The sequence below is a fragment of the Rhodococcus sp. NPDC056960 genome (assembly GCF_042674125.1).
GTDB lineage: Bacteria > Actinomycetota > Actinomycetes > Mycobacteriales > Mycobacteriaceae > Rhodococcus_F.
Genome location: NZ_JBHURF010000006.1, coordinates 274,871 through 299,146 on the forward strand (window position 1 = coordinate 274,871; position 24,276 = coordinate 299,146).

The 24,276-nt window shown below is 67.8% G+C and carries 20 protein-coding genes; 4 read left to right on the plus strand and 16 right to left on the minus strand.

Annotated features, from left to right (window positions below; genetic code table 11):
- Window positions 1-8: 8 nt before the first annotated feature.
- The 14 genes from cofC to ACFTWF_RS11995 all read right to left on the minus strand — a co-directional run bounded on the left by cofC (window position 9) and on the right by ACFTWF_RS11995 (window position 17,564).
- Complete coding sequence (cofC, locus tag ACFTWF_RS11930) at window positions 9-722, minus strand: 2-phospho-L-lactate guanylyltransferase (protein WP_378461407.1); 714 nt, start codon at window positions 720-722, stop codon at window positions 9-11.
- Window positions 719-3,277: a bifunctional FO biosynthesis protein CofGH gene (locus tag ACFTWF_RS11935; RefSeq protein WP_378461408.1), complete on the minus strand. Its 2,559-nt coding sequence runs from the start codon at window positions 3,275-3,277 to the stop codon at window positions 719-721. Before ACFTWF_RS11935 ends, cofC begins: the two co-directional genes overlap by 4 nt.
- A complete protein-coding gene (locus ACFTWF_RS11940; RefSeq protein ID WP_378461409.1) occupies window positions 3,274-4,437 on the minus strand; it encodes an acyl-CoA dehydrogenase family protein in 1,164 nt (387 codons plus the stop codon). The genes ACFTWF_RS11935 and ACFTWF_RS11940 overlap by 4 nt, the downstream gene beginning before the upstream one ends.
- On the minus strand, window positions 4,434-5,132 hold the full coding sequence (locus ACFTWF_RS11945) for an enoyl-CoA hydratase/isomerase family protein (protein ID WP_378461410.1): 699 nt from the start codon (window positions 5,130-5,132) through the stop codon (window positions 4,434-4,436). Before ACFTWF_RS11945 ends, ACFTWF_RS11940 begins: the two co-directional genes overlap by 4 nt.
- A complete protein-coding gene (locus ACFTWF_RS11950; protein ID WP_378461411.1) occupies window positions 5,129-6,178 on the minus strand; it encodes an LLM class flavin-dependent oxidoreductase in 1,050 nt (349 codons plus the stop codon). Before ACFTWF_RS11950 ends, ACFTWF_RS11945 begins: the two co-directional genes overlap by 4 nt.
- A 108-nt stretch (window positions 6,179-6,286) precedes the next feature.
- On the minus strand, window positions 6,287-6,604 hold the full coding sequence (locus tag ACFTWF_RS11955) for an NIPSNAP family protein (RefSeq protein ID WP_378461412.1): 318 nt from the start codon (window positions 6,602-6,604) through the stop codon (window positions 6,287-6,289).
- Complete coding sequence (gene npdG, locus ACFTWF_RS11960) at window positions 6,585-7,265, minus strand: NADPH-dependent F420 reductase (protein WP_378461413.1); 681 nt, start codon at window positions 7,263-7,265, stop codon at window positions 6,585-6,587. Before npdG ends, ACFTWF_RS11955 begins: the two co-directional genes overlap by 20 nt.
- A gap of 133 nt (window positions 7,266-7,398) precedes the next feature.
- Complete coding sequence (locus ACFTWF_RS11965; protein ID WP_378461414.1) at window positions 7,399-8,220, minus strand: IclR family transcriptional regulator; 822 nt, start codon at window positions 8,218-8,220, stop codon at window positions 7,399-7,401.
- Between the two features lie 29 nt (window positions 8,221-8,249).
- Complete coding sequence (locus ACFTWF_RS11970) at window positions 8,250-8,720, minus strand: VOC family protein (protein ID WP_378461415.1); 471 nt, start codon at window positions 8,718-8,720, stop codon at window positions 8,250-8,252.
- A 90-nt stretch (window positions 8,721-8,810) separates the two neighbouring features.
- Entirely contained in the window at window positions 8,811-10,421 is a 1,611-nt protein-coding gene (locus ACFTWF_RS11975; RefSeq protein WP_378461416.1) for an AMP-binding protein, read from the minus strand.
- The gene (locus ACFTWF_RS11980) at window positions 10,403-11,857 is read right to left on the minus strand and encodes an aldehyde dehydrogenase family protein (RefSeq protein ID WP_378461417.1); all 1,455 of its coding nucleotides are present in this window, start codon (window positions 11,855-11,857) and stop codon (window positions 10,403-10,405) included. Before ACFTWF_RS11980 ends, ACFTWF_RS11975 begins: the two co-directional genes overlap by 19 nt.
- Window positions 11,858-11,885: 28 nt before the next feature.
- Window positions 11,886-12,773, minus strand: coding sequence for an LLM class F420-dependent oxidoreductase (locus ACFTWF_RS11985; protein ID WP_378461418.1), 888 nt, complete (start codon window positions 12,771-12,773; stop codon window positions 11,886-11,888).
- A gap of 28 nt (window positions 12,774-12,801) precedes the next feature.
- Complete coding sequence (locus tag ACFTWF_RS11990; protein WP_378461419.1) at window positions 12,802-14,004, minus strand: CaiB/BaiF CoA transferase family protein; 1,203 nt, start codon at window positions 14,002-14,004, stop codon at window positions 12,802-12,804.
- Between the two features lie 293 nt (window positions 14,005-14,297).
- Window positions 14,298-17,564 (minus strand): protein kinase, encoded by a 3,267-nt coding sequence (locus tag ACFTWF_RS11995; protein WP_378461420.1) that lies wholly within the window; start codon window positions 17,562-17,564, stop codon window positions 14,298-14,300.
- Window positions 17,565-17,952: 388 nt separating this feature from the next.
- Here ACFTWF_RS11995 and ACFTWF_RS12000 point away from each other — a divergent pair, with 388 nt between their 5' ends.
- On the plus strand, window positions 17,953-18,792 hold the full coding sequence (locus ACFTWF_RS12000; protein WP_378461421.1) for a hypothetical protein: 840 nt from the start codon (window positions 17,953-17,955) through the stop codon (window positions 18,790-18,792).
- Window positions 18,789-19,244, plus strand: a complete 456-nt coding sequence (locus ACFTWF_RS12005) for an OsmC family protein (RefSeq protein ID WP_378461422.1) — start codon at window positions 18,789-18,791, stop codon at window positions 19,242-19,244. Before ACFTWF_RS12000 ends, ACFTWF_RS12005 begins: the two co-directional genes overlap by 4 nt.
- Before the next feature lie 32 nt (window positions 19,245-19,276).
- On the opposite strand, the gene ACFTWF_RS12010 is transcribed toward ACFTWF_RS12005, so the two are convergent.
- The gene (locus ACFTWF_RS12010) at window positions 19,277-20,266 is read right to left on the minus strand and encodes a potassium-tellurite ethidium and proflavin transporter (protein WP_378461423.1); all 990 of its coding nucleotides are present in this window, start codon (window positions 20,264-20,266) and stop codon (window positions 19,277-19,279) included.
- A gap of 155 nt (window positions 20,267-20,421) precedes the next feature.
- Here ACFTWF_RS12010 and ACFTWF_RS12015 point away from each other — a divergent pair, with 155 nt between their 5' ends.
- Entirely contained in the window at window positions 20,422-20,979 is a 558-nt protein-coding gene (locus tag ACFTWF_RS12015; RefSeq protein ID WP_378461424.1) for a TetR/AcrR family transcriptional regulator, read from the plus strand.
- A 162-nt stretch (window positions 20,980-21,141) separates the two neighbouring features.
- Window positions 21,142-23,460, plus strand: a complete 2,319-nt coding sequence (locus ACFTWF_RS12020; protein ID WP_378461425.1) for a serine/threonine-protein kinase — start codon at window positions 21,142-21,144, stop codon at window positions 23,458-23,460.
- A 98-nt stretch (window positions 23,461-23,558) separates the two neighbouring features.
- Here ACFTWF_RS12020 and ACFTWF_RS12025 read toward each other — a convergent pair whose 3' ends face one another.
- Complete coding sequence (locus ACFTWF_RS12025; protein ID WP_378461426.1) at window positions 23,559-24,185, minus strand: TetR/AcrR family transcriptional regulator; 627 nt, start codon at window positions 24,183-24,185, stop codon at window positions 23,559-23,561.
- Window positions 24,186-24,276: the final 91 nt, after the last annotated feature.

Consider the following 24,276-nt stretch of genomic DNA (forward strand, 5'->3'; position numbering starts at 1 on the left):
TGCGCAGGTTATGACCGAACAGTGGCGAAGGTCCGCCGGGCCGGCTCCCACTCGAAGGGGTGCCCCAGACTGCGTAGGACGGCGCTCAGGGTCGAACCGGGCCGTCGCACGGCGGCGTCCAGCAGGTCGTCGATATCGTCCACGTCACGACGGAGGGACTCGATGTTCGAGTCCAACGTTTCCACTGCTCCGGAATCCAGATGCGCCAACCGTGAGCGCCTTCCGAATTTCGGAGCCAGGTCTACGCCTTCGGAGGCTGTCAGCAGACTCGTGCCCTCACGTCGCCAGTCCGCGACGAACGTACGCTCGTGTCGCCCAGCCACCTTCAGCGCGACGTCCAGGTCCTCGCTGCGCAGGCTCGGAAGATCGGCGGGCAGTCCCGCCAACCGGCAGCGCGGCCACAACTCGCGGGCACGGCGTCCGCCCTCATACAGAGCGGCGTTCAACCCGCCCGTGTCCGGCGCCACCAAGGGAACGACTTCAGGCGACCGCACGTGGGCGGCGTCCTGAATGCGGTCGACGACAACGAGGACGGCCTCCACCTGTGAGGACGCCAGAACCGCCGAGACCGTGTCTCGGAACATGGCGCGCACGACCGCTTGCCGGGCCTCCGGCCGGAGCAGGAGCCGCGATTTCGCGGACGTGATGTCCCGCTGAGGAATGACGGCCACCCAGGGCCCGCGGGGCCCCCGCCCCGCGGATGCGCTGCGTGGCGCACTCACTGGGCAACCATCCCCACGCTCAGTGGCAGCACGGTCCGCACCTGGTCGTCGAATCGTTCGGCCGCGGCGGAGCGTTCTGCGTCGACATCTTCGTACGTGGTGGTGCGCTGCCGGGCCGGTCGGCCTGCCGCGCCGGCCATGTGGGTGATGTCGGCGATGGTCTTCATCGACCCGTTGGTCGAACCGGCCATCCTGCTGATGGTCTCCTCCATCAGGGTGCCGCCGAGGTCGTTGACCCCGCCGCGGAGTAGTTCCACACATTCGTCCGGACCGAGCTTGACCCATGAGCACTGGATGTTGTCGATCTGACCGTGCAACATCAGTCGCGCCATCGCGTGGACTGCACGGTTGTCCCGTCGGGTCGGGCCTGGTCGTGCCAGACCTGCAAGGTAGATGGGTGAGCTCTGGTGCACGAACGGCAGCGGAACGAACTCCGTGAAGCCGCCTGTCTCCCTCTGGAGGTCGAGCAGGACGCGGAGGTGGCCGACCCAGTGCCGGGGCTCGTCCACGTGGCCGTACATCATCGTGGCGGTAGTGCGGATCCCGAGTTCGTGCGCGGTCTTGACGACCCGAATCCACTCGGCCGCAGGGAGTTTACCCTTGGTCAGCACCCACCGAACCTCGTCGTCCAGGATCTCGGCGGCGGTGCCCGGCACGGAGTCGAGCCCGGCTCTGCGCGCCTCGGTCAGCCATTCGGCCACCGAGATACCCATGCGCGAGGCCCCGCTCACGATCTCCATGGGCGAGAACGCGTGCAGGTGGATCTGCGGTGCCCGGCGTTTCGTTTCGGCGGCCAGGTCCAGATGGATGGTGCTGGGCAGGCCCGGGTCGATGCCGCCCTGCATGCAGATCTCGGTGGCGCCGACCTCCCAGGCCTGGGCGACCCGCTCCCCCACCTCGGGGATGGAGAGCCGGTACGAATCGGCATCGCTTGCGCGTTGCGCGAACGCACAGAAACGGCAGCCGGTGTAGCAGACGTTGCTGAAGTTCAAGTTCCGGTTGACGACGTACGTCACCGCATCGCCCACTGTCGACTGCCGGACCTGATCTGCCAACGCGCACAAGGCATCCAGATCTGCGCCGTCGCAGTGAATGAGGGCCAGGGCCTCGGCGTCGCCGAGACCGGCGGGGTTCCGCTCGGCCGCGCGCAGAGCGGCGAGTACCTCACTGCCCAGGCGGGGAGGGGCGCCTGCGCCCGCACGTGCTGTCATCTCCTCACCGAGCACGGTCCAGTCACCGAAGGCGTTCGCGAAGTCACTGCGGGTATCGGTCCGGCGCCCTTCCGTGTCGATCTCGAGGTGCAGATCGGTTCTGCCACTGGACTCGCCAGGCGCGGCATCCTGCCACGGTCGGCCTTCCGGCAGCACGTCGGCGGCCAGCCCGGTCTCCAGGTCGGCGAGCGCCAGCAGGTGGGGCCGGACGCGGGCGTCGACCCACCGCTCCCCCGCGAGAACGTATTGCGGCTGGACGGCGAGGCGCTCTCGGAGTTCGAAACCGGCGGCAGCACTCAGGTCACGCAGTCGCTCGATCTCCGGCCAGGGCCGCTCGGGGTTCACGTGGTCGGGGGTCAGTGGCGACACCCCACCCCAGTCGTCGACCCCGGCCGCCAGCAGCCGGCGCAGTTCGTCCGGCTCCGACAGGTTGGGCGGCGCCTGGATACGCATCGACGGTCCGAGCAGGATACGGGCCACTGCGATCGTGGCCAGGTACTCTTCGAGGTCTGCGTCGTCCGCCGACCGCATCGCGGTGTCCGGCTTCGCGCGAAAATTCTGGACGATCACCTCTTGGACAGCGCCGTACTGCCGTGCGATCCTGCGGATCTGGAGGATGGACTCCACGCGGTCGGCGTGCGACTCGCCGATCCCGACCAGGATTCCGGTCGTAAACGGGATGTTGGTGCGAGACGCATCCTCGATGCACGCCAGGCGAACAGCGGGATCCTTGTCCGGGGAACCGTAATGGCACCCTCCGGGTTCCGCCCACAGCGAGCGCGCAGTGGTCTCGAGCATCAAACCCATGGAACCGGCCACCGGCTTGAGGCGCTGGAGTTCCGCCCAGGACATTATTCCCGGGTTCAGATGCGGCACCAGACCGGTCTCCTCGAGCACCAGCACCGCCATGGCCCGCACGTAGGACAGTGTGTCGGCGTAGCCGCGCGACTCCAGCCATTCGCGGGCGGCGTCCCACCGGTCCTCGGGCCGATCACCAAGTGTGAAAAGCGCTTCCTTGCAGCCCATCCGGGCGCCTTCGCGTGCAATCTCCAGCACCTGGTCGGGAGACAGGAAAGGTTCGTCGACCCGTCCCGGCGTCGTCGCGAAGGTGCAGTAGTGACAGCGGTCGCGGCACAGACGGGTCAGCGGGATGAACACCTTCCGGCTGTAGGTCACCACACCGGGACGTCCGGCGTCGAACAGGCCGGCCGACCGGACGGCCGCGGCGGCCTCGCACAGTCGGTCGAGATCGCCGCCGCGCGCACTCAGGAGTGCCTCGGCTTCACCGGCGTCGATTGTCTTGGCGGAACTCACCCGCGCAAGTGCGCGGCTCAAACTCGTCATCTGCTCGCTCCGATCCCTAAGCCCATGGACCGCGCAATGAAGTCGAGCTGGACCGAGGGAGGCCCCGCGACGACGCGGGCGATGATCCCGTCGGAGTGGTGCATCGGCAGGGCATGGTCGCGCACGTAGCCGTAGGCACCCTGGATCTGCATCGCCAGCGCGGAGGCCTCCGCGTAGAGCTGGCCGGAGAGGAACTTCGCCATGGTGCTCTCCACCTCGCACGGGAGGCCCGCGTCGAAGAGGTCGGCCGAACGGCGTACGGCGCACCGGGCCGCGTCGAGCCTGACGAACATCTCGGCGAGGGGCAAAGTCACCCCCTGGTAGCTCGAGAGCGCCTTGCCGAACTGCTCGCGTTCGTTGGCGTACTGGACCGTCAGGTCGAGCACCGCGGCCACGCTGCCGAGGAAACCGGAGCTGATCATGATCCGCTCGAGCACCAGACGTTCCTTGAGGATCTGCCAGCCTTCACCGGGCTCACCCAGCATCGCCGTCACCGGGAGGGCGACGTCCCGCAGGAACACCTCGTAGATGCCGCTGATGTTCCGCCCGAGCGCAGGCATGCGGCGGACCTCGACACCCGGATGGTCGACCGGCACGAGAAAAACGCCGAGCTGGTCACGTTTGCGGCCACCCCCGCCCACTCGGGCGACGAGTTCCATCACCGCGCCGGGCAGGCCTGCGCCCTCGCAATAGGTCTTCTGCCCGTTGAGGACCCACCCGTCGCCGACCTTCTCGGCGCGTGTCGCAACGCTTGCGGCGTCCGAACCCACGTCCGGTTCGCTGACGGCGATCGACAGGCGCGCGTCACCGGCCAGCACCGGCGCCCCGTACGTCTGTTGCTGTTCGGGTGTGCCCCAGCGGTGGAGGTCGCGCAGCCCGCTGAGGTTGAGGTTGAACAGGGCCACGAGGTCGGAGCTTGCCCGCCCGATCTCTTCGCAGAGCGTGATCAGCAGGCCGGCTGTCTCCTCGACGACCTCGCCGCCGGTTACCACGTCATACCACCCGAGGCCGGCGATCTCGCGGAACAGCTGTTCGGGATACGCCCCCGCCTCGTCCCAGATGCGCACGTCGTGCGCGGGAGCGTGCCGGGCCAGGAATCCTCGGGCAGCGGTACGAAGGTGCGTCTGCTCGTCGGTCTGGGTGTGGATGCTGGTGGTCATGACTGCCTTTCGAGGGTGGTCGGTAGGGGGCCCGCTTCCGAGGCGGAGAGGCCTGCTTTGAGATTGCGCAGCAGCTCGGGAGGAAGAACCGCGAGCCGGGCGGCCATCTCGCGCGCCGTCCCGTCGAGCGAAGCCTCGGGAATGACGTCGACCAGCCCGAGCCTGGCGACGTCGTCGGCGCCGTAGCGCTCGCCCAGGGCCAGGAGCCGCAGCGCCCGCGCCGGGCCGACGGCGGCCTCGAGCCTGCGCACCGTGCTGTCGGGTGGCGGGAAACCGAGTGGGAGCTCGGGGAATCGGAACGAAGCGGCCGGCGCGGCCAGGGTGATGTCCGCGGCAGCGGCGATGGCCCACCCGGCACCGACCGCGGCACCCTGCACCGCGACCACCGCGGCCGGGTAGCCGCCCATCAGGTCGAGACTCTCCTCGATCAGCCGGCGCCGGAGTCCCGGGCGGCCGATCGCGGTGCCGTCGTCCGAACGCACATCGGCGCCTGCGCAGAACGCCGGCCCCTCCGCGCGCACGAGAAGGACATCGGCTCCCGCGCGTTTTCCCTCGGCAAGTCCGGCGACGAATGCCTCGAGCAGGGGTACGTCGAGGGCGTTGCGCGCCTCGGGGCGATTGAGTGTCAAAACGACCAGACCGTCGTGGTGCTCGGCCGGGCACAGGTCTCGGGTCGCTTCCACGTCCGCGCTCACCGGAGCTCCGGCAGGACCTGGGAGGTGAGCAGCTCGACCGCCTCGCGGGGGTCGGGGCCCACCGGGGCCCCGATGTAGGCCTCGGTGAATCCGGCGTTCTCCGCATACTCGAGCAGCTCGGCCAGCGCCTCGATGCAATCGCCGGGCGTGCCGGAGACGACGAGCTGATCCGCGACTTCCTGCTTCAACAGGTCGGCAGCCGCGTCGACGCCGTCACCAGCTTTGAGTGCCGCTCGGGTGGCGGCGTAGTCGGCGGGTTCGAAGCCCACCTGGTGCAGGTTTTCCGGAGGCTGCTGGCTCACGATGAGTGTGGCCTGCCGTCGCGCGGCCGCGCGGGCGCTGTCCCGGTCCGCCGACACGGACAGGTTCACGCCGTAGATCCGGGTGAACTCCCCCCGCCTGCTGCGCTCGCGTCCCCGGTCCAGCGAGTCGAGATTGCTCACCGCGTCGAACTGGCCGCTGCGGAAGGCCGCGAGACTGTGGGCCGGGAAGTTGCTGGCGCAGATGACGCCGTCGGCAAGCTCGCCGGCCATCTCCAGCACTCGCGGTCCGGCGCCGGCGACGATCACGCGTACGTCGGGCTTGCTCGTCCAGGAGAACGACGCCCGCCCGTCCTCACGCAAGCCGAGGGCGGCGCAGGTCCGCGGGTAGTCGCCCATGCGGATCGCCTCGCCCTGCCAGAGGAGCCGGCACATCGTGATGAACTCGGCGACGCATTCTGTCGGATTCTGCCGCGTCATGAGCGCACTCACCAGTCCGCCTCCGGTGCCGATTCCCATGCTGACCCGGCGCCCTTCGGGCACGAACTCCGCAAGGGTGGCCATGTTGGACGCCATCTCGAGTGGGTTGCGTCCGAAGGGGAACGTCACCGCCGTACCGACGCCCATACCGGTGCGTGCTGCGATCGCGCCGAGGAGGACGGCGACGCCCCGGGACTGGAGTTGGTCGCTGAGCCAGACGGTCTCGAAACTGCGGGCGGCGATCTCGGCCACTTCCACCATCTGTGGCCCGTCAGCCCATCCGTGGAGCTGGATGCCTTTAATCATAGGACTTCTTTTCATGATGATGAACTCGAATCACTATATGGAACAGACTAGGGACGGAAGGCGGCCACGGTCAAGAGCCGACCCACACCTTTTTCGGGGCCGCGCCGGTCAGGGGCGGGCGTACTCCGGAGTGGTCATGAACGTGCTCCGGATCTCCGAGATGAGCGGCCCGTCGCTCTCCGTGCGGGCCTTCAACGCAAGCCACCGGGGATCGGCCTTGAACCGGGCCCAGTGAGCCGTCGCAGCCTTCACATCGGGAAAAGCCACGAGATAAACGATCCGGGCACGGTTGCCGACCTCGTACCAGAAGCCCTCGACCTGCAGCCCGAGTTCCGTGAACAGGGCCAGGGTCTCGTCGGCGAACCTGCGGTGCAGGTCCTCGGCGCGGCCCGGGAGCGCAATGTACTCACGCAGCTCGTGAATCATGAACAACCCCATTCACGGCGAGACCCGAGCGCGTCTTGTAGCGCCGATTGACGTTGATGAGAACGGCGGTCAGCGGTTCGAGCTGCCGAGCTACCCGCAACACTCCTCCGTCGATGCCCGGCCGACCGGTGATCGCAACGGCCAGCCGGGCCACCTCGTCCTTGGCCGACCGATCGTCTCCGCACACGAGCACATCCTCGGGGAGGAAGCCCTCGTGTTCCCAGAGGTTGATCGCCGACAGGTGGTGGAAGGCTGCGACAACGGTGGCATCGGGCACGAGGTCGCGCAGCTGCTCGGCAGCGCTGCCTTCTTCGACATCCAGACCGTAGGCCCCGGACTTGTCGAAGCCGAGCGGGTTCACACAGCTGACGACGAGCTTGCCCGCGAAGGTAGGCGCCAATTCCGAGACCAGCTCACGATGGCCGTCGTACGGGACGACCAGCAGAATGATGGAACAGTCGGCGGCGGCCGTCGCATTGTCGGCGGCGGTGACGACGGCGCCGTCACCGGCGTGTCTGCGCACCTCGGCGGCGGCCTGCTCCGCGCGTTCGGCCGATCGCGATCCGATGACGACGGGCCAGCCGGCCGCCGCGAACCGGTACGCCAGCCCCTTCCCCTGGGGTCCGGTGCCGCCGACGACGGCGATTTTGCTGCTCTTCATCTATGTCTCCTACAAACGTTGGACGGGACACCTCCGGCGCGTTGCACCGCAGGCGGGCAGCCGACCGTTGAGGGTCGACTCTGAGCGGCGGGCCCCGGCGGGGCCGCCGCATGAAGAAAAAAATGCGGGTTGGTCAGCCGCGCGGGTCGCCGAGGTCGGGTGTCCCCACCGGAGTCGGGAAATCCTCGGGGATGCGGCCGCCGATATGCGAGCTGATCTCCCTCGAAGCCGTTACGAGGTAGTCGGCGATCCCGGCCACGCCCTCGGCGGTGAGGTCGTCACCGATACCCAACAGGGCAATGAACAGGCACGGCTCGCCGTCGCGGTCGAACACCGGAACTCCCACGACGTTCAGTTCCGGCCGGTATTCGCCGTAGACCGCCCCGTAACCCTGTGCCCGGAGTTGCTCGAGCTCATCGGCTGAGTACTCGTCAAGCTCCGGGCGACCCCGGCTCGGCCATGCGGCCGCGAGTCGGCTGATCAACGGAGTATCCCGGGCGAATCGCGCGCCGACCTCGATGGTGACCTTGACGGCCTTGCGGCTCTCGATCTTCGCGATCGCCGTGAAGTGTCCGTCGGGCATCGGCTGGATGGCGAGACATGCCAGCTCGGTCCGCTCGGCCAACCACTCCATGTACGTCCGCGACGCGGCGACCGCCGACGTGCGCGCGATCGCAGCGACCCCGAACTCCACGAGCAGCGGGCCGAGGTTGTACCGACGCGTCTCCTGGTCGTACACGACGAGACCCTCGACCACCATGGTTCGGAGCAGGACCGACGCCGTGCTCTTGGCCAGGGCGCACCGCTTGGCCAGCTCGGTGAGCGTTGCCCCGGAGGACTGCTGAACCAGTGTCTCCAGCACGCGGGTGGCGCGTGAGACGGCGGGCACCAACTGCTCGCTGGATTGCTCGCCCCGCTCGTCGGTCGCGCCGCCCGGGACCTCTGCCTTCGTCAAGGGTTCCTACCTTCGTCGTGTCGTTGCTGTCAGCCGACCGTAGCCGCCTGCCCGAGCAGTTCGGCGAAGTGGAACAGCGTGCCGTCGGGATCGCGGGCGAACAGCAGCCGCCAGCCGTTGACTCCGTCCGGACCCATGATGGTCTGCGGCGAGTGCAGGAACTCGACACCGTCGTCCGCCAGCCGGGCGTATTCGGCGTCGATGTCGTCGGTGAGGATCGAGAAGCGGCACAGGCCGGGGTGCACGAGGTCGCTCTGTGCGCGCCCCTCGGAGCGTGCGTCCCGCCACTCGATGAGGTCCAGCATGGCCTCGTCCGGGGAGTCGTTCAGGCGCATGTGCGCGAAGCGGAGCTTGCTGGCCCCTTCGACCATGAATGCTCGCGCGAGGTTGCTGTCCTCGATCTCTTTGTCCTGCGCTACCTCGAAGCCGACTTTCCGATAGAAGTCGATCGATTTGTCCATGTCGGTCACATTGATGCCGACGTGCCAGAATTTACGCATTGCTTCGTCTTTCCACTTGTTCGTCTTTTCGGTTTCCCGGCGCTCACGTTGGGGGCGACACCAATTCACGGAGCCGGGGGCGACACCAATTCACGGCGCCGGGGGCGACACCAATTCACGGCGCCGGATCTTGCCGGTCTCGGTGCGCGGCAACGTGGCGACGGCCTCGATCTGGCGCGGCCGTGCGTGCGGACCGACCGCCGCGGTGACGAGTTCGCGGAGCTGTGTCGCGATCTCCTCGGTGAGCTCGCCGGTGGTGAGGTGCACGAATGCCTTGACCTGTTGCCCCATCTCCCGGTCGGGAAGGCCCACGGCCGCCGCGTCCAGGACCTGGGGGTGACACTTGAGGGCCTCTTCGATCTCCGCGGGACCGATGCGGTAACCGCGGCTCTTGATCACGTCGTCGGCGCGGCCGAGGTACTCCAGTCGTCGTCCATGTGCGAGCCGCGCCAGGTCGCCTGTCCGGTGCCATCCTCCAGAGGGAGGTACCACCCGAGCGGATGAGCCGTCCCAATGACCCAGGAGGGCAACCGGATCCGGAAGTCCCAGCGCGATCTCACCGACCTCGCCGGGCGCGACGCGGGTGCCCTCGTCGTCGAGCAGCGCGATGCGGTGTCCGGGATACGGAGCGCCCATGGTTTCGTCGTCGACGGACCCGAGTACCGCGGAGTCCCCGATGAGGGCGTTGGCCTCGGTCTGGCCGTATGCCTTGTTGACAGCGTCGCTGAGGTGGTCCCGGGCCCAGCCGAGCTCCGCCGCACCGGCGGGCTCTCCTCCGGTCACGACCGCGCGGAGACGACGCCGCGGCGATTCGCCGTGCTCGGCGAACATCCGCAGCACCGACGCCGGCAGGAAGGCGGTGGTCACACCCAGGCGGGCCATCATGTCCAGGGTGGCGCCGGGGTCGAAGCGTTGCGGCCGGTGAGCCACGACGGGAACGCCGAACGACCACGGAACCAGCAGGCCGAGCATCAGGCCGCCGATCCAGCCCCAGTCCGCGGTGCCGAAGTAGACGTCACCCGGCCTGAACAGCTCGAAGGCGTAATCGACGCCGGCATGTCCGAGCAGGGCACGGTGTCCGTGGACGATGCCCTTGGCCGGACCGCTGGTGCCCGACGTGTACATCAGCAGGGCAGGATCCGAGGACCGCCCGGGCGCAGGGACAAGCGGGTCGACCCGGCCGGCCAGGTCCCCGAGCCGTGGGCCGCGGGCGCCGTCCACCGTGAGCACGTCGACGTCGTGCAGGGAGCATCCCGTCGACTCCAGCCGGTCGAGGCCGGGACCGTCCGTGACCAGCACAGTCGCGCCCGAATCGACGAGCCGGTGCGCCACCGAGGTACCGGTGAGCAGTCGTGGGACGGGCACGAGCACGGCGCGGGCGACCAGCACCCCGAAGACGACCTCGGCGGCCTCCACCGAGGGGTCGAGGTACAGGACCACGCGGTCACCGGGCCCGATTCCCCGGGAACGGAGGACAGCCGCGATGCGCACAGCGGCGCGCTGAATCTGACCGAACGTCACCTCCTCGGGCGCGTGGGGTCCGGCGCGCAGCACGGCCACGGCGTCGGGATCGCGGGAGAAGAGGGCGTCCTCGGTGATCGTGTAGTCCGACGCAGGCTCCCAGTCGTGGGTGTGGCGGGCGTCGATCAGCCGACTTATCCGTGGTCGGGACGACCGGGAGGTCAGTCCAGGCGTGCCCATATGCTCTTCTCCTTGGTGAAGCTCTCGATGGCGGCCTGACCGAGGTCGCTGCCGTAGCCGCTCTGCCCGAATCCTCGGTACGGCGACGCGGGGTTGAGCACTCCCCAACTGTTGATCCAGACATTGCCGGCGTCGAGGGTCTGCGCGAACCGCAGCGCGCGGCCCACGTCGCGGGTGAAGACGCCCGCGGCCAGCCCGTAGACGGTGTCGTTGGCGAGGGTGATCGCTTCCTCTTCACCCTCGAACGGCAGCACCGACAGCACGGGCCCGAAGATTTCCTCCCGGGCGATGCGCATGTCCGCGGTGACCCCGGCGAAGAGCGTCGGACGGTAGTAGAAGCCCTGCTCTGCGGGCCCGTCCGGCGACTGACCTCCCCCGCTGATCAGCTTGGCGCCGTCCTCGGTCCCGGAGACGACGTACGAGTGCACCGACTCCCGTTGCCCGGCACTGATCAGCGGGCCGATCTCCGTGTCGGGGTCGAGTGGGTCGCCCACCCGGGCGGCCTCGACCCGCTTCTGGACGAGCTCGATCACCTCGTCGTAGATCGGCCGCTCGACGAGCAGCCGGCTCGGCGCAGTGCAGGTCTCACCCTGGTTGCTGTACATCGCCTGGAAAACCAGCGCGGCCAATGCTTTCGGGGACGAGTCGCCGAAGGCCACGAGCGCCGACTTGCCACCCAGCTCCAGCGAGGCCGTGATCAGACGGTCGGCTGCCATCCGGCCGATCTGCTGCCCGACCTCGGTCGAGCCGGTGAACGTCACCTTGCCGATCAGCGGGTGCTGCACCAAGGCGTTGCCCGCCACCGAGCCGCGACCCGGCAGGACGTTGACCAGCCCCGGCGGCAACCCTGCTTCGAGGGCGAGTTCGCCGAGCGCCACGGGCACGAGCGGTGCGAGCTGCGCGGGCTTCAGGACGATGGCGTTGCCCATCGCGAGCGCCGGTGCGATCTTCCAGACCGCCTGTACTGCTGGGAAATTCCACGGAGTGATCGCACCGACCACGCCGATCGGCTCACGCACGGTGTAGTTGAGGAAGCGACCGGGCGCCGGCGTCGTGCGGCCCTCGATCTTGGTCACGAGGCCCGCGAAGTACTCGAGTGTCTCGACCATGATCGGCAGGTCGATCCCGAGCGACTCGCGGATCGGCTTGCCCATGTCGCGAGTCTGCAGCTGGGCGAGCTCGGTTTTGTGTTCCTCGATCAGCGCGGCGTAGCGAAACATCAGGCGGGTCCGCTGAGCCGGGCGCATGCGCTGCCATGCCTTGGCCGCGACCCTCGCGGCCTCGACGGCGCGCGCGACGTCCTGGGGTGTTGCCTCGGCGACGCTTGCCAGGTGCGACCCGTCAGCCGGGTTGATCGACTCGAACGTCGCCCCGGTCGACGATGCACTCAGTTGGTCGCCGATGACGAGGGGAACTGATGAGGTGAGTGCCTGCACGATTCTCGTCCTTTCTTCCGCTGGGCCGTCAGGCCAGGTTGTGTGCGGTGGGGAGGACGGCGTCGGCGAGTTCGGCGAGCTCGTCCATGGTTGCCTCGAGGGTGTCGTGCTCGAAGGACGTGTCGCAGATGAAGTGGGTGACGCCGAGGTCTCCGTACGCTTCGATCGTCTCGGCGTTGTACGGCGCGGTCCGCAGGGGCCGTGCGGTGAGGGTGATCTCGTCCATGTCGCGCCCTGCCTCCTCGACGTACTGCCGCAGGGTGGCCAGGTAGCCGGCGTACTCCTCCGGCGCGATCGCCAGGGGGTGCCAGCCGTCGCCGATGGCGGCGATGCGGCGCAGGGAGGCGGTGCTGTAGCCGGCGAACCAGACGGGGATCGTGCCCCGCACCGGCTTCGGGTACATCTTGAAGTCGTGGAGCTTGTAGAAGTCGCCGTCGAAGTCGACCTCGTCTTCCTTCCACATGTGCCGCATCGCGTTGACCATCTCCGTGGTCCGCTTCCCGCGGCCCTCGAAGGGCGCCCCCAGCAGCTCGAACTGTTCCTTCATCCAGCCCACGCCGATGGCGACCGACAGCCGGCCGCGCGACATCACGTCGATACTCACCAGCGTCTTGGCGGTCTGGACGAGCGGGCGCCACGGCAGGATCAGGCAGGAGGTGCCCAGCTCGATCCGCTCGGTTGCAGCGGCCGCCCACGTCAGCGACGTGAGGCAGTCGAGGTACGGCGTGGCGGGATCCCATAGGAACTTGCCGTCCGCGGTGTACGGGTACGGCGTCTCGACTCGGGTCGGCAGCGCCACGTGATCAGTCATCCAGAGGGAGTCGAAGCCGATCTTCTCAGCGAACCGCGACACCTCCGTGATCGCCTCGGGCCCTGCCCACGGTCCCGCCCCGGGGATCCTGATTCCGACCTTCATTGGTGGTTCCTTTCGCCGTGTTCTGTGGTCATCGGACGACCTGCTCGGCCCTCAGGGCCGCGATCCGGTCGTCCTCGTAGCCGAGATCGCTGAGAATCTCGGTGGTGTGCTCGCCCAACGACGTCGGTGGGCGATGTACGTGACCCGGGGTGCCCGAGAGCTTGACCGGGAGACCCGGGACCCGCATCGGTCCGAGTTCCTCGTGGTCTATGTCGACGACGAGGTCCAGGGCCTGGATCTGGGGGTGTGTGACGGCCTCGTCGTACGCGAGGACCGGGGCACAGATGATGTCGTGGGCCGAGAGCAGGGCGACCACATCGTCGCGGTCGCGGGCGGCGAACCACGGTGCGAAGGCGGCGTCGAGGGCCTCACGGTGCTCCAACCGGGACGGCGCGTCCGCAAAGCGCGGGTCGTCGAGAAGAGCCTCGACACCCATCGCCCGGGTCAGCTTGACGAAGTGGCGGTCGTTGAAAGCGACCAGGTGTACCGCACCGCCGTCCCGGGTCGCATACGCGTTGTACGGCGCGTAGAAATTGCTGCCGTTGCCCACCTTGCCCTGGATGTAGTCGGCGAGGAGGTACTGACCCAGCCACGGGGTCTGCAGATGGAACAGCGCTCCCACCAGGGATATCGAGCCGGTCTGCCCCTCCCCCGTGCGCTGTTTCGCGAAGAGTGCGACGAGGGCGGCGATCGCGACGAGGTAGCCCGCCGCGCTGTCGGCGACGGGCGGACCGGCCTTGAGCGGCCTCCCCGAGCGCTCGCCGGTCGCCTCCATCAGACCGGTGAGAGCCTGAGCGACCGGGTCCATCGCGGGACGACCCGCGAGGGGGCCGCTCTCGCCGTATCCGCTGACATTGAGGCAGATCAGGTGCGGGTGCCGTTCGCGAAGCTCCGCGGCGGTCAGCCCGAATCGCTCACGAACCGCCGGCAACATGTTTTCGATCAACACGTCCGCGGTCGAGCAGAGCTCGTGGAACAGCTCGCGTCCTGCGGCCGTACGAAGGTCGAGCGCGAGGGCGCGCTTGTTCCGGTTCACGCCGGAATAGACACCGCTCATGCCGTCTCGTCCCGGTCCGAATGTCCGTGACTCGTCGCCACCGATCGGCTCGATCTTGACGACGTCGGCGCCGAAGTCGGCGAGCAGCGACGCACCCAACGGGCCGGCCACCATCGTCGCGGCGTCGATCACGCGGATGCCCGAGAGCGCCTCGATTTTTCCGGCGAACCCCATCACTAGCTCCGTTCATTATCCTGAACTGACATCATTATTTGGAACACCACGGACGTTACGAGCACCTTCGCTCGCTGTCAATAGGGAAAATCGCCGCCCACGTCGGCGATGCCGCCGATGCGCCGGACGGGCCCTGCCGGCAGCGTCAGGCTCCAGCGCTGGACAGGATGAGTTTCACGACCGGCGTTGCCGTACCGAAGGAGGTTGCGCCCCAACACTTCCTGCACACCGACGCCGACGGGGACGCCGTCCGCACCCGCCGGCCGGTTTCGACGCGAACTGTCGCGTCCGTCTTATGCGTCGGTTTGCTCCACGACCCAGGCCGCGACCTGTGCCCGGGAGGTGAAACCCAGTTTGGCCAGGATGTGCTCGACATGACCTTGCGCGGTGCGGGGCGAGATCACCAGGCGGTCGGCGATGGCCTGGTTGGTCAGGCCTTCTGCGATGAGGTCGGCGACTTGGCGTTCCCGCTTGGTCAGTCGCGTCGACGTGTCGGTGCCGGGCGCGGAGGTGCCGGGCGGATGTTCGTGGAGGGCGTAGGCGATTGCCGCGTCGAAGCCGAGCTGTTCACCCCTGCGGTGGGCCGCTCCGAATGCCTTCTCCCCGAGTTTCCGTCGAGCCTTCGTCTCACATTCGTCATGGTAGACAAGAAGATCGGAATAGATCACGACGTCGCTTCCCACCGACCGGGCCAGCCCCTCTGCGGCTCCCAGCAGAACCGCGGCCCTCGGTTCGTCGCGGAGTCCGCAGGCAATCCAGGCGAGGGCCTCGAGGCCGGCCGCGGCGACGCGTGGACCGTGCACCTGCCGGGTCAGTTCCAACGACTGCTCGAGCACTCGGACCGCGCGATCGGTATCGCCCTGGCGCCACAGGGCAATACCCAGGGCCCACGACGAGTGCGACCGGTACATCTTCTCGCCGTGCTGTTCCGTGATCGCGAGAACACGCTCGAGGTGTTCGATCGCCGGGTCCGTCGAGCCGCGGAGTCCGTACGCCAACCCCAACGGGTACAGGGCTGCTACTTCGAGCAATCGATCTCCGCGCGCGCTGAACTCCGCGAGTGCGGTTTCGAGGTGCGAGGTCGCACTCGCCAGCTCACCGCTGTAGAGGGCGAGCATGCCGGCGGAGTAGGCGATGAGAGCCCGCATCATGGGATCGCTCGTGTGCGCGGTGAGCGCGCGACACTCCGCCACGAGCGCGGCTCCGGCCTCGAGGTCACCCTGCACATCGGCCATCATGCCGGCGCGCTGGAGTGCCTTGACCCACTCGACTGTCGGTGGGCCGCTCTGGCGGGCGAGCAGCTGACCGAACCAGCGCCGCCCCTCGTTGTACGAGCCCTGCGAGCCCCAGAACAAGAACAGTGCCGTGGCGGTACGCAGGCCCGCAGCGGGATCGTCGGCGAGGCTGAATTCGAGCGCCTCCCGCAGATTCGGCTGCTCCCGCTTCAGCCGGGCGATCCAATCGAGCTGGTGGGCGCTGATCCACTCGGCCTCCGCGGCCAGCGCCAGCGCCTCGTACCAGTCCCGGTGCAGTCGGCGCACGGACAGGAATTCGCCTGCCTGCTCCAGCTTCTCGCAGCCGTACTCGCGGAGGGTCTCGAGCATCCGGAACCGCACCACCGCACCGGATTCCTCGCGGATCAGGATGGACTTCTCCACCAACGACGTCAACGTGTCCAGCAACTCGTCCGGGTCGAGGCCGTCACCGCACACCTGCTCTGCCGCATCGAGTTCGAAGCTCCCCGCGAACACCGACACCCGACCCCACACCAGTTGCTCACCGGCGCTGCACAACTCGAAACTCCAGTCGACGGACAACCGCAACGTCTGCTGCCGCGTCGGCGCACCCCGGCTTCCACGGGTCAGCAGGGCATAGCGGTCGGTGAGCCGCTGCAGGATCTGCTCGGGCGACATCGCACGCAACCGGGCGGCCGCCAACTCGATCGGCAACGGCAACCCGTCGAGCCGGCGGCAGATCCCCGCCACCGCTGCCGCGTTGTCCTCGGTGAGTACGAAGCCGGGCACCGCGGCAGCGGCGCGTTCGGCGAACAACGACACCGCATCGTATTTGGTCAACCCCCGCAGTGAGGGCCGCCGGTCGGGATCCGGCACCGCCAGCGGCGGAACCCGCAACAGCGCCTCCCCGCCCATGCCGAGAGGTTCGCGGCTGGTGGCGAGGATCCGCAGCCCCGGACAGGTGTGCAACAGAACGCCGGCGAGTTCCGCCACGGCGTCCACCAAGTGCTCGCAGTTGTCGAGCACCAGCAACAGTTCCTGAACCGCCAAGTGCTCGACGAGAACCTCACGCAGCGGCCTCCCCGAGTGGTCCCGCAGCCCCACGGCGGTGGCCACCGTGTCGGCCAGCGACGACTCGTCGTGCAGTTCACCCAACTCGACCAGGCGCACCCCGTCGGCATACTCGCGCCGCACAGCCGACGCGACCCGCATCGCCAGGCGCGTCTTGCCGACACCGCCGATCCCCGTCAAAGTCACCAGTCGCGATCCGGCGAGCAGGTTCTTCGCCTCGGTGAGTTCGTGCCGCCGGCCGACGAAACTGGTCAGCTCCAGAGGGAGCCTTCCCGTCGCCACCGGCGTGGCGGGTGCCGGCGACCGAGGCAGGCTCGATACCGGCTGCGCCCGGTCGCGTGCCGAACCCCGCGCGGTGTGGAGGGCCATCTCGTCGACCGGAAAGCCGCGATCGAGTTGGAGCCGTCGCAGTTCCTCCCCGAAGGCCGCGGCCGTGGCCGGGCGCGCGCCGGGAGTCCGGGACATCGCGCGGGCGATCGTGTCGGCCACATCGTCGGGGATCCCGTGCTCGCGCAGGTCGGGCACCGGCTGGGTGGTGATCCGCAGGAACTGCGCGACCACCTGCTCACTGTCGCGACGTTCGAACGCGGCATGAGCGGTCAACGCACTGAACAAAGTGGCACCGAGGCCGTAGACATCCGCCGCAGGGCTCGGCGGATCGCCCTCGAGGACTTCCGGCGCGGTGTAGGCCGGCGATCCGGTGACGGCACCGGTGGCGGTTTGGAAGCCGCCGCTGATGTGCGCGATGCCGAAATCGGTCAACGCCGGTTCGCCGTAGTCGGTGAGCAGAATGTTCCCGGGTTTGATGTCCCGATGCAGGATGCCGAGCCGGTGCGCCGTCTCCACCGCCCCGGCGATCTTCACGCCCAGCCGCAGCACGTTCTCCAGCGGCAGCGGACCGCCGCGACGGATCCGCACATCGAGCGAATCCTGCGGGTGATACTGCATGACGATGTAGGGACGCCCACTGCCGGTGGCACCGACCTGCAGGACTCCCACGATGTTCGGGTGGCCGGTCAGCCGGCCCATCGCCCGCTGTTCCCGGAAGAACCGGGCCCGGTTCTCCTCGTCGAGTTCGACGGTGAGGACCTTCACCGCCACCGTGCGATCCAATTCCGCCTGGGTGCAGCGGTAGACCACACCGAAACCGCCGCGCCCGATCTCCTGGGCGTCGTCGAAACCAGCCGCGCTCAGCTCCGAAGCGACAGCGGGGACGAAGTACCGCTGCGTGTCGAGCGGATCACCTTCACCCATCGGACGGTCTACTCACCCCGCCGGCTCATGGTTCCCCGCACACTGGTCCCGACGGCGCGACCAGCGCGAATTACCCGTGGACTCACCTCTCGATAGCGTGCATTCAAGGATATAGCCGCAGGACGCGCATGCGGTGCGGCATGTGGGAATTCCCCAGCCGTCCGGGACTTCCGGACCGGTCGAACCACGAGTTCGCGCAATACCCGATAGCCCTGCGCAACAAGAGTGTTCGAGTCTCGGATGCTCGCGTTCAGGGATGCCACTCGCGCCGGCGACGGGCGCACTGCTTGACATCGTCCGAGCAAGATCTCTATGTTTTGTTCCAAATACAGCATCAAGTTCATTATTATGAACTCGCGTCGGAACGGCTCGCCGAGAAGGACCGGACATGATTCTCCTGGGGTATCGCGATCACAACGTCCACGAATTGGTGTGCCACGAGATCGCCAAGCAAGCGCGCTACTACGACCGTCTGGGGATCGAGGTGGAGGCGGTGCCCGGCTCGGAGCACCCGGAGGCAGAGTTGTCTGCGGGGCTGGGCGGCTCGCTCGTCGAAGCACTTCGAGGGCAACGCCGCTGGAAAGTTGCGCTCGTCCACACCATTCACCCGTTGTTCTGGATCTGGGAACGAAAGGGCGGGACACAGCCGGCTGGGCCGACCGTCCTGGCCGCGCATCCGGAAGGATCGATCGTGTGGGCTTTCACCCAGCGGTTGCTGACCCGCCGGGCAGGGGACGAAGCCCCGTCGGTCCTGCACTTTCCTGCCGGAATCGCGGGTGATCGACAGCGACTGCAGGCACTGCGGTCCGGATCAGCCGACGCGGCTGTTCTGGGGTCCGCTTTCGCTCCCGGCGCCTTGCAACGGCTCGGGCTCACCGAGTCGTTGTTCTTCGGCGCCGCCCTGAGGTTCCCCACTGCCGGTATCGCAGTCGACCTGGAGAGGACCAGCCTCGACGACCCGTCGGTACGAAAGGTCGTTGCCGCACAAACGGCAGCAATCGCTGACGTCCGGAACCGAGCTCCCGTCGCGCTCGATGCGGTGGCGTCGCTGCTGCACGACAGCAGCAGGACAGATGCGCAGCGGATGTTGTCGGACTATCTGTCCCCTCGATACGGTCCCGATCCACGTGATGTTCGAGCCGCTGGTGCGGATGCGTTCGAATGGCTGACAGGCGTACTACACACGGGTGGGCGCACCACCCCAGACTTCTACGAGGCGGTTCGATGACTACTTCTCGACGTGAACAACTGGTCGTACACGCACTGCCCGGGACCCATGGCACGACGGTCACCGCGCGCAGGCACGAGCTGACGATCGACGAAGCCCCGCGGTACGGCGGGCACGACTCCGGCGCAAACCCGGTCGAGCACCTGCTTGCCGGCATTGCCGCCGCCTCGCTGGTGGTGCTCCGGCTGCTCGGCGAGGTCGCAATAGCCGAGTCTGCCGCGCTCACAGTCTCCGCGAGCCTGAACGTCGATCGCGTGATGGGAGCCGACGACGGCGCCGTCATCGAACTGATTCGCCTGGACTGGGAAGTGGCGAACGCGGCGCACGCCGAGCGCTTGCGTGCCGCACTTCCCCACCTCGCGAGCCGTCGACCTGGACAAGCACTGATCGATGCCGCGTCCGCATTTGCGGAAGAGGTGTCCGTCCGCGAATCGACAGCCGCCTGCGTGTAGCACCTTCGGTTGCCTCACCGCCGTGCCCGCAGTCACCGGGGCGAGTCACAGCGACGCGAGGGCGTGAGGATCAACAGGATGGATTTCACCGCGATCATCCCCACGAAGATCGTCACAGCGGCGAGTAGTCCGGTGGTGACGACCCGCCAGGCAGGCGGATGCAGGAGGTGAAGCCAGATGATGGCAAGGGCAGCGACACTCGCCACGGGAAAGGTGAACGACCAGAAACCGTGCGAGAAGGGGAGAGCGCGATAGCGCGGCAGCAAGGGCACCTGGACCATCACCATGAACGCCGTGATTGCCGTCAGCGAACCGAACAGAGCGTCGGGTTGCCCGTTCGAGATGGCCAGCCATGCGGCAGCGCCGACCGCCGGCGGAGCGATCATGATGACGAGCGTCGGGACGAGGGGCGCGGGCATGGCGGGGCGCAACGCGAGCCTGAGAAACAGAAGCATGGAAATCACCACCCAGAAGAACAGGCCGATCGCGAAGCTTGCGACAGCGAGCCAGTCGAGACCGGTCTGGGCGGCGGTGAGCGCGCCGACCAGGCCGGCTGCGCTGATGGGCAGGTAATAGCCGCCGTGCACGGACTCGAGCGCCATCTCTCCGCTCATCCAGAAGCTCATCATCCACGCCCCGAAGACGGCTGCGGCAATGATCGAGATCAGGGTCAGCGCCGTACCGGCGAAGGGAAACGTGCGGTGCAGGTCTGCCCCCAGCAGCATTGCGGAGAGCGGAAGCAGCGCCGCGAGCGGACCGTGCGCGAAGTGAGTGAGCTGATGCGAGAACCCTTGGGCGACGCGCCGGTCGCGGTGCGCGTGCGCAGCCGCCATCACGATCCAGGCGAGCGCGGCGACCAGCCAGAACGCCTGAGTGAGGGCGAATGAAGTTCCGAGCGCGGCCGTAGCGATCGACCAGACCTGGGCAAGGCCTGCAAGACCCAACGGGATCGCGAGGGAGTTCAGTGGGAAATGGGTGCGCGAGCGTGGCTCGCGGGCAACGCTCTTGGAATGGGCTGCCATTGAAATGCCTTCCTGGCTGGGCGGAGATTCTCGAGCCTGCGCGGAGCGAACCGAGTTATTGACTCGTGGGTCCAATATGCTGGCGGCTACCTTATTGGTTATCGACCTTGCGGTCAAATATTGCCGCGCGTTAACCTACTTCGGTGGCTAGACCGATGCTCTTCAGTACAGACGTGGCGGTTGACAAGGCGATGGACCTGTTCTGGCTCCAGGGATACGCCGCGACGACTCCCCAGGAACTCGCCGGCGAAATGGGAATCGGCAAGGGCAGTCTCTACAACACCTTCGGGAGCAAGCACGCCTTGTTTCTGCGAGCGCTGCGGCGCTACAGCGAAATGCGACTCGAGTACCTCGCCGACCTGTTCGCCGCGCCTGGCCCGCTGAGGCCTCGCCTCGCGGTGGCGATGACTGTCCTCGCCGGAGTCGGCGAGCACCGGCGAGGGTGCGTCATGGTCAATGCCGCGGCAGAACTCGGGACTGCCGACGACGAGGTGAACCGCATCGCGGACGAGCTGTTCACTCGGATCGAGGGAGTCTTCAGGCGAGCAATCGTGGACGGACAGGAGTCCGGGGAATTCGAAAAGAGCCGGCCTGCCGACATCGCAGCTCGGCAAATGCTGGCTTCGGTGATCGGCCTCAGCGTGCTCGCGAAATCGGGTGGCCAACCGGAGATCTGCGCCACCGTCGTCGAGGGGTTCGTCGACGGGCTGTGACAGTCGCCAACCCTGCCCGGCCCGGTGCTCGTCGAATCTGAGACACAGTAGCCGGGAGCGGTCTCGACGCGGCCTTATCCGTACCCGCGACCCGCGGTCAGGAATACCCTGGCAAGTACACGCCCTTCACACCTGAATCCGCCCGCCCGGAATCGAACCGCCATGAACGATCGCCCGCCGAGTGAGTCGACGATCGCGTCTGGGCCGCCCACCGAACTGGGTCAGGACACCCAGCTGCCGCCGTCGACGACTACGTCGGGCGCCGAACCCGTGTTCGTCGTCGAGAGCGGCGTCGAACGCCTCGTCGCGGATTGGGAATCGTCCGGATCGCCCGCCGAGCTCACGGAGTATCTGCCCGACACCGCCGCGATCAGGCGTGCCGCGCTGATCGAGCTGATCAAGGTGGACCTCGAGTACCGGTGGCTGCGTTCGGGCCGCCCGAAGCGCATCGCCGACTACTGCCTCGACTTCCCGGAACTGCTCGCCGCACCCCTGCCTCCGGAACTCGTCTATCTCGAGTACCGGGTGCGGCGCTCGAGTGGCGTCGAGGTCGAACCCGACGAATACCTGACCGAATACCCGCAGCAGGCGGCCCGGTTCGAGAGCCTGCTCGAACACGACCGGCGCACCCTGGACCGTCGCACCGCCGCCGCCGAACTCGGGCCACGAGACGACCTCGACGTCGGGAAGCGTCTCGACGATTTCGACCTCATGGTGGAGCTGGGCCGCGGCGCGTTCGCGCGGGTATTCCTCGCCCGGCAGCGGTCGATGCAACGGTGGGTGGCGCTGAAGATCTCCCGCAACATCGGCAACGAACCGCAGATGCTGGCCCAGCTCGACCATCCGTACATCGTCCGTGTCTTCGACCAGCGCCTGCTGGAAGACCGCCAGCTGCGGGTGCTGTTCATGGAATACGTTCCCGGCGGCACTCTCCTCGACGTGGTGCGGCTGGTCCGCAAGACGCCGCCCGAGCAGCGGTCGGGGAAACTGCTCCTCGATTCGATCGACCACATTCTGGAGACGCGCGGCGAGATCCGGCCCGAGTACTCGAGTGTGCGGGACGACATCGCCGCCCTGTCGTGGCCCGAGACCGTCGCATGGATCGGGCTCCGGCTGGCCGACGCCCTGGAGTACGCGCGCGACCACGGCGTCCTGCACCGCGACATCAAACCGGCGAACGTGCTCCTCGGCCTCGAAGGCGTCCCCAAGCTGGCCGATTTCAACGTCAGCTCGAGCGACAGCGTCGAGACGGCCGGCGCCGGCGGCTTCATCGGCGGTTCCGTCGCCTACATGTCGCCCGAGCAACTGGAAGCGGCCGACCCGGGCTCCCCGCGGACCGCCTCGGACCTCGACACCCGCAGCGACATCTTCGCGCTGGGAGTGATGTTGTGGGAGCTGCTGACCGGTGCGCGTCCGTTCCCCGACGACGACGGATCCGGGTCGCCGCCGTCGCCGCAGGCACTCCTCGAATCGCGATGCCGGGGAGTGGACCCGGAACGGTCGCCGCTGCCCGAGAACTGCCCGGCCGCGTTGCGCCGCATCCTCGTGAAGTCGCTGGCCCCGGACCGGAACGACCGGTGGTCGAGCGGCCGGAAGCTGACCCGTCAGTTCGCGCTCTGCCTCGACCCGCACGCCCGCGATCTCGTCGACCCGCCGCCGGGAAGCCTGCGGTCCACCATGTGGCGGTGGGCGCTGCCCATCGTGCTCGCCGCGGTCGGGATCCCGAACCTCCTGGCGGCCGGTTACAACTACTACTACAACAAGGTGCTGATCATCGCGACCCTGCCCGCCGAGGCGCAGCAGCACCTCGAACTCGTGCACCTGGTGATCGGCGGTGTCGCGTTTCCGCTGGGTGCGGTGCTGATCATCTACTGGTGTCGCCTCGCGTTCACGGTGCCCCGCGGACTCCGTCACGGCCGTTCCTACAGTCCCGAGGTGCTGGGTAAGGCCCGGGCTGCGACGCTCGGCCTCGGCGACCGCGCGGTCGTGGTCAGCTTCGGACTGTGGGTGGTTGCCGGCGTCGCCTACCCGGTCGCACTGCAGCTCACCGCCGGCGGAATCCCGTTCCGCGCGTACACGCAACTCCTCGCGTCGCTCGCCGTGTGCGGGGCAGTCGCCCTCGCCTACCCGTTCTTCATCCTCACCTTCTACGCCGTGCGGTGCCTGTCCCCGATCCTGTTGTCGCACGGAGAGTTGCGCAAGAGCGACGGCTACCGAATTCGCGCCCTCGGACGAAGTCTCCCCCGGTACCTCGCGGTCGCGGCATCCGTCCCGCTGATCGGCGTCGCCGGGCTCAGCTTCGTCGGCGGGAACACCGGCGACGCCGTCAACGCGACGGTGCGCGTGCTGTGCCTGGGCGGCATCTTCGCCTTCATCGGCGTGTACCAGTTGTTCCGGCGGATCGAGAGCGACCTCCGCGCGCTCGAGCGGGTGGTGTGGCTGGAGGTGCCGGGATCGCCGTCCAGGCGTCGGCGGCGGTAACGATCGGCAGGAGAATGAAGAAGGGCCCTGGCGCTGCCGGGTCGGGGTCCGACAGCGCCATGGGCTCAACCTGTATTTCTCTCGAGAGCCCCTCCGCGTTACACCCTGTTTGCCGCGCCCCCGGCGAGGCCGCCCATAGTCATGTCGTAGAGGACGGTGGCCAGCGCGTTTCGCCGGTCACGCAGGTCCCGGCGGAGGTATTCCAGGCTCACTTCGCGGTAGCTGACGGTGAGCACCAACAGCAGCGCGTCGAGGTCCACACCCGGACCGATCGCGGACGGATTGACCGTCACATACGTACGGAGGAGGTCGCGGCACCGTTCCTCGATCCGGACGGAACGGTGAGCCGACAGGGTCAGGTGCGGGGCATCGTTGAGCAACGACGCGAGGACGTCGCGATATCGGTCGAGGACCGCGAGGAGCTGAATCTGCAGGGCGGCGTCCTTCAGGAATGTCCCCTGCGCGACGGCCTCCTCGAGATTCGCCCCGAGGGAGGCGGTGGCGTCCTCCATGATCTGGTCGATCAGCACCTCGATGATCTCGTCCTTGTTCGCGAAGTACTGATACACCGAGCCCTTCGAGATGCCCGCGGCCTCCGCGATCGCATTGGTGCTGCAGCCGGTGTAACCTTTGGTCCGCAAAACCTGACCAGTTGCCGACAGGATGCGTGCGACCGTCGCCTGCGACCGTTGCTGGGAGGGGTCTTTCCGCTGGCCAGTGGGCATTCGCTCCGCCTCCGCGATCCGTTCCACAATGCGACTTGTACCCGTCCGATCGGGTGGGGTGAACTGTAACTCACAGCCCCGGAGCAGGGCG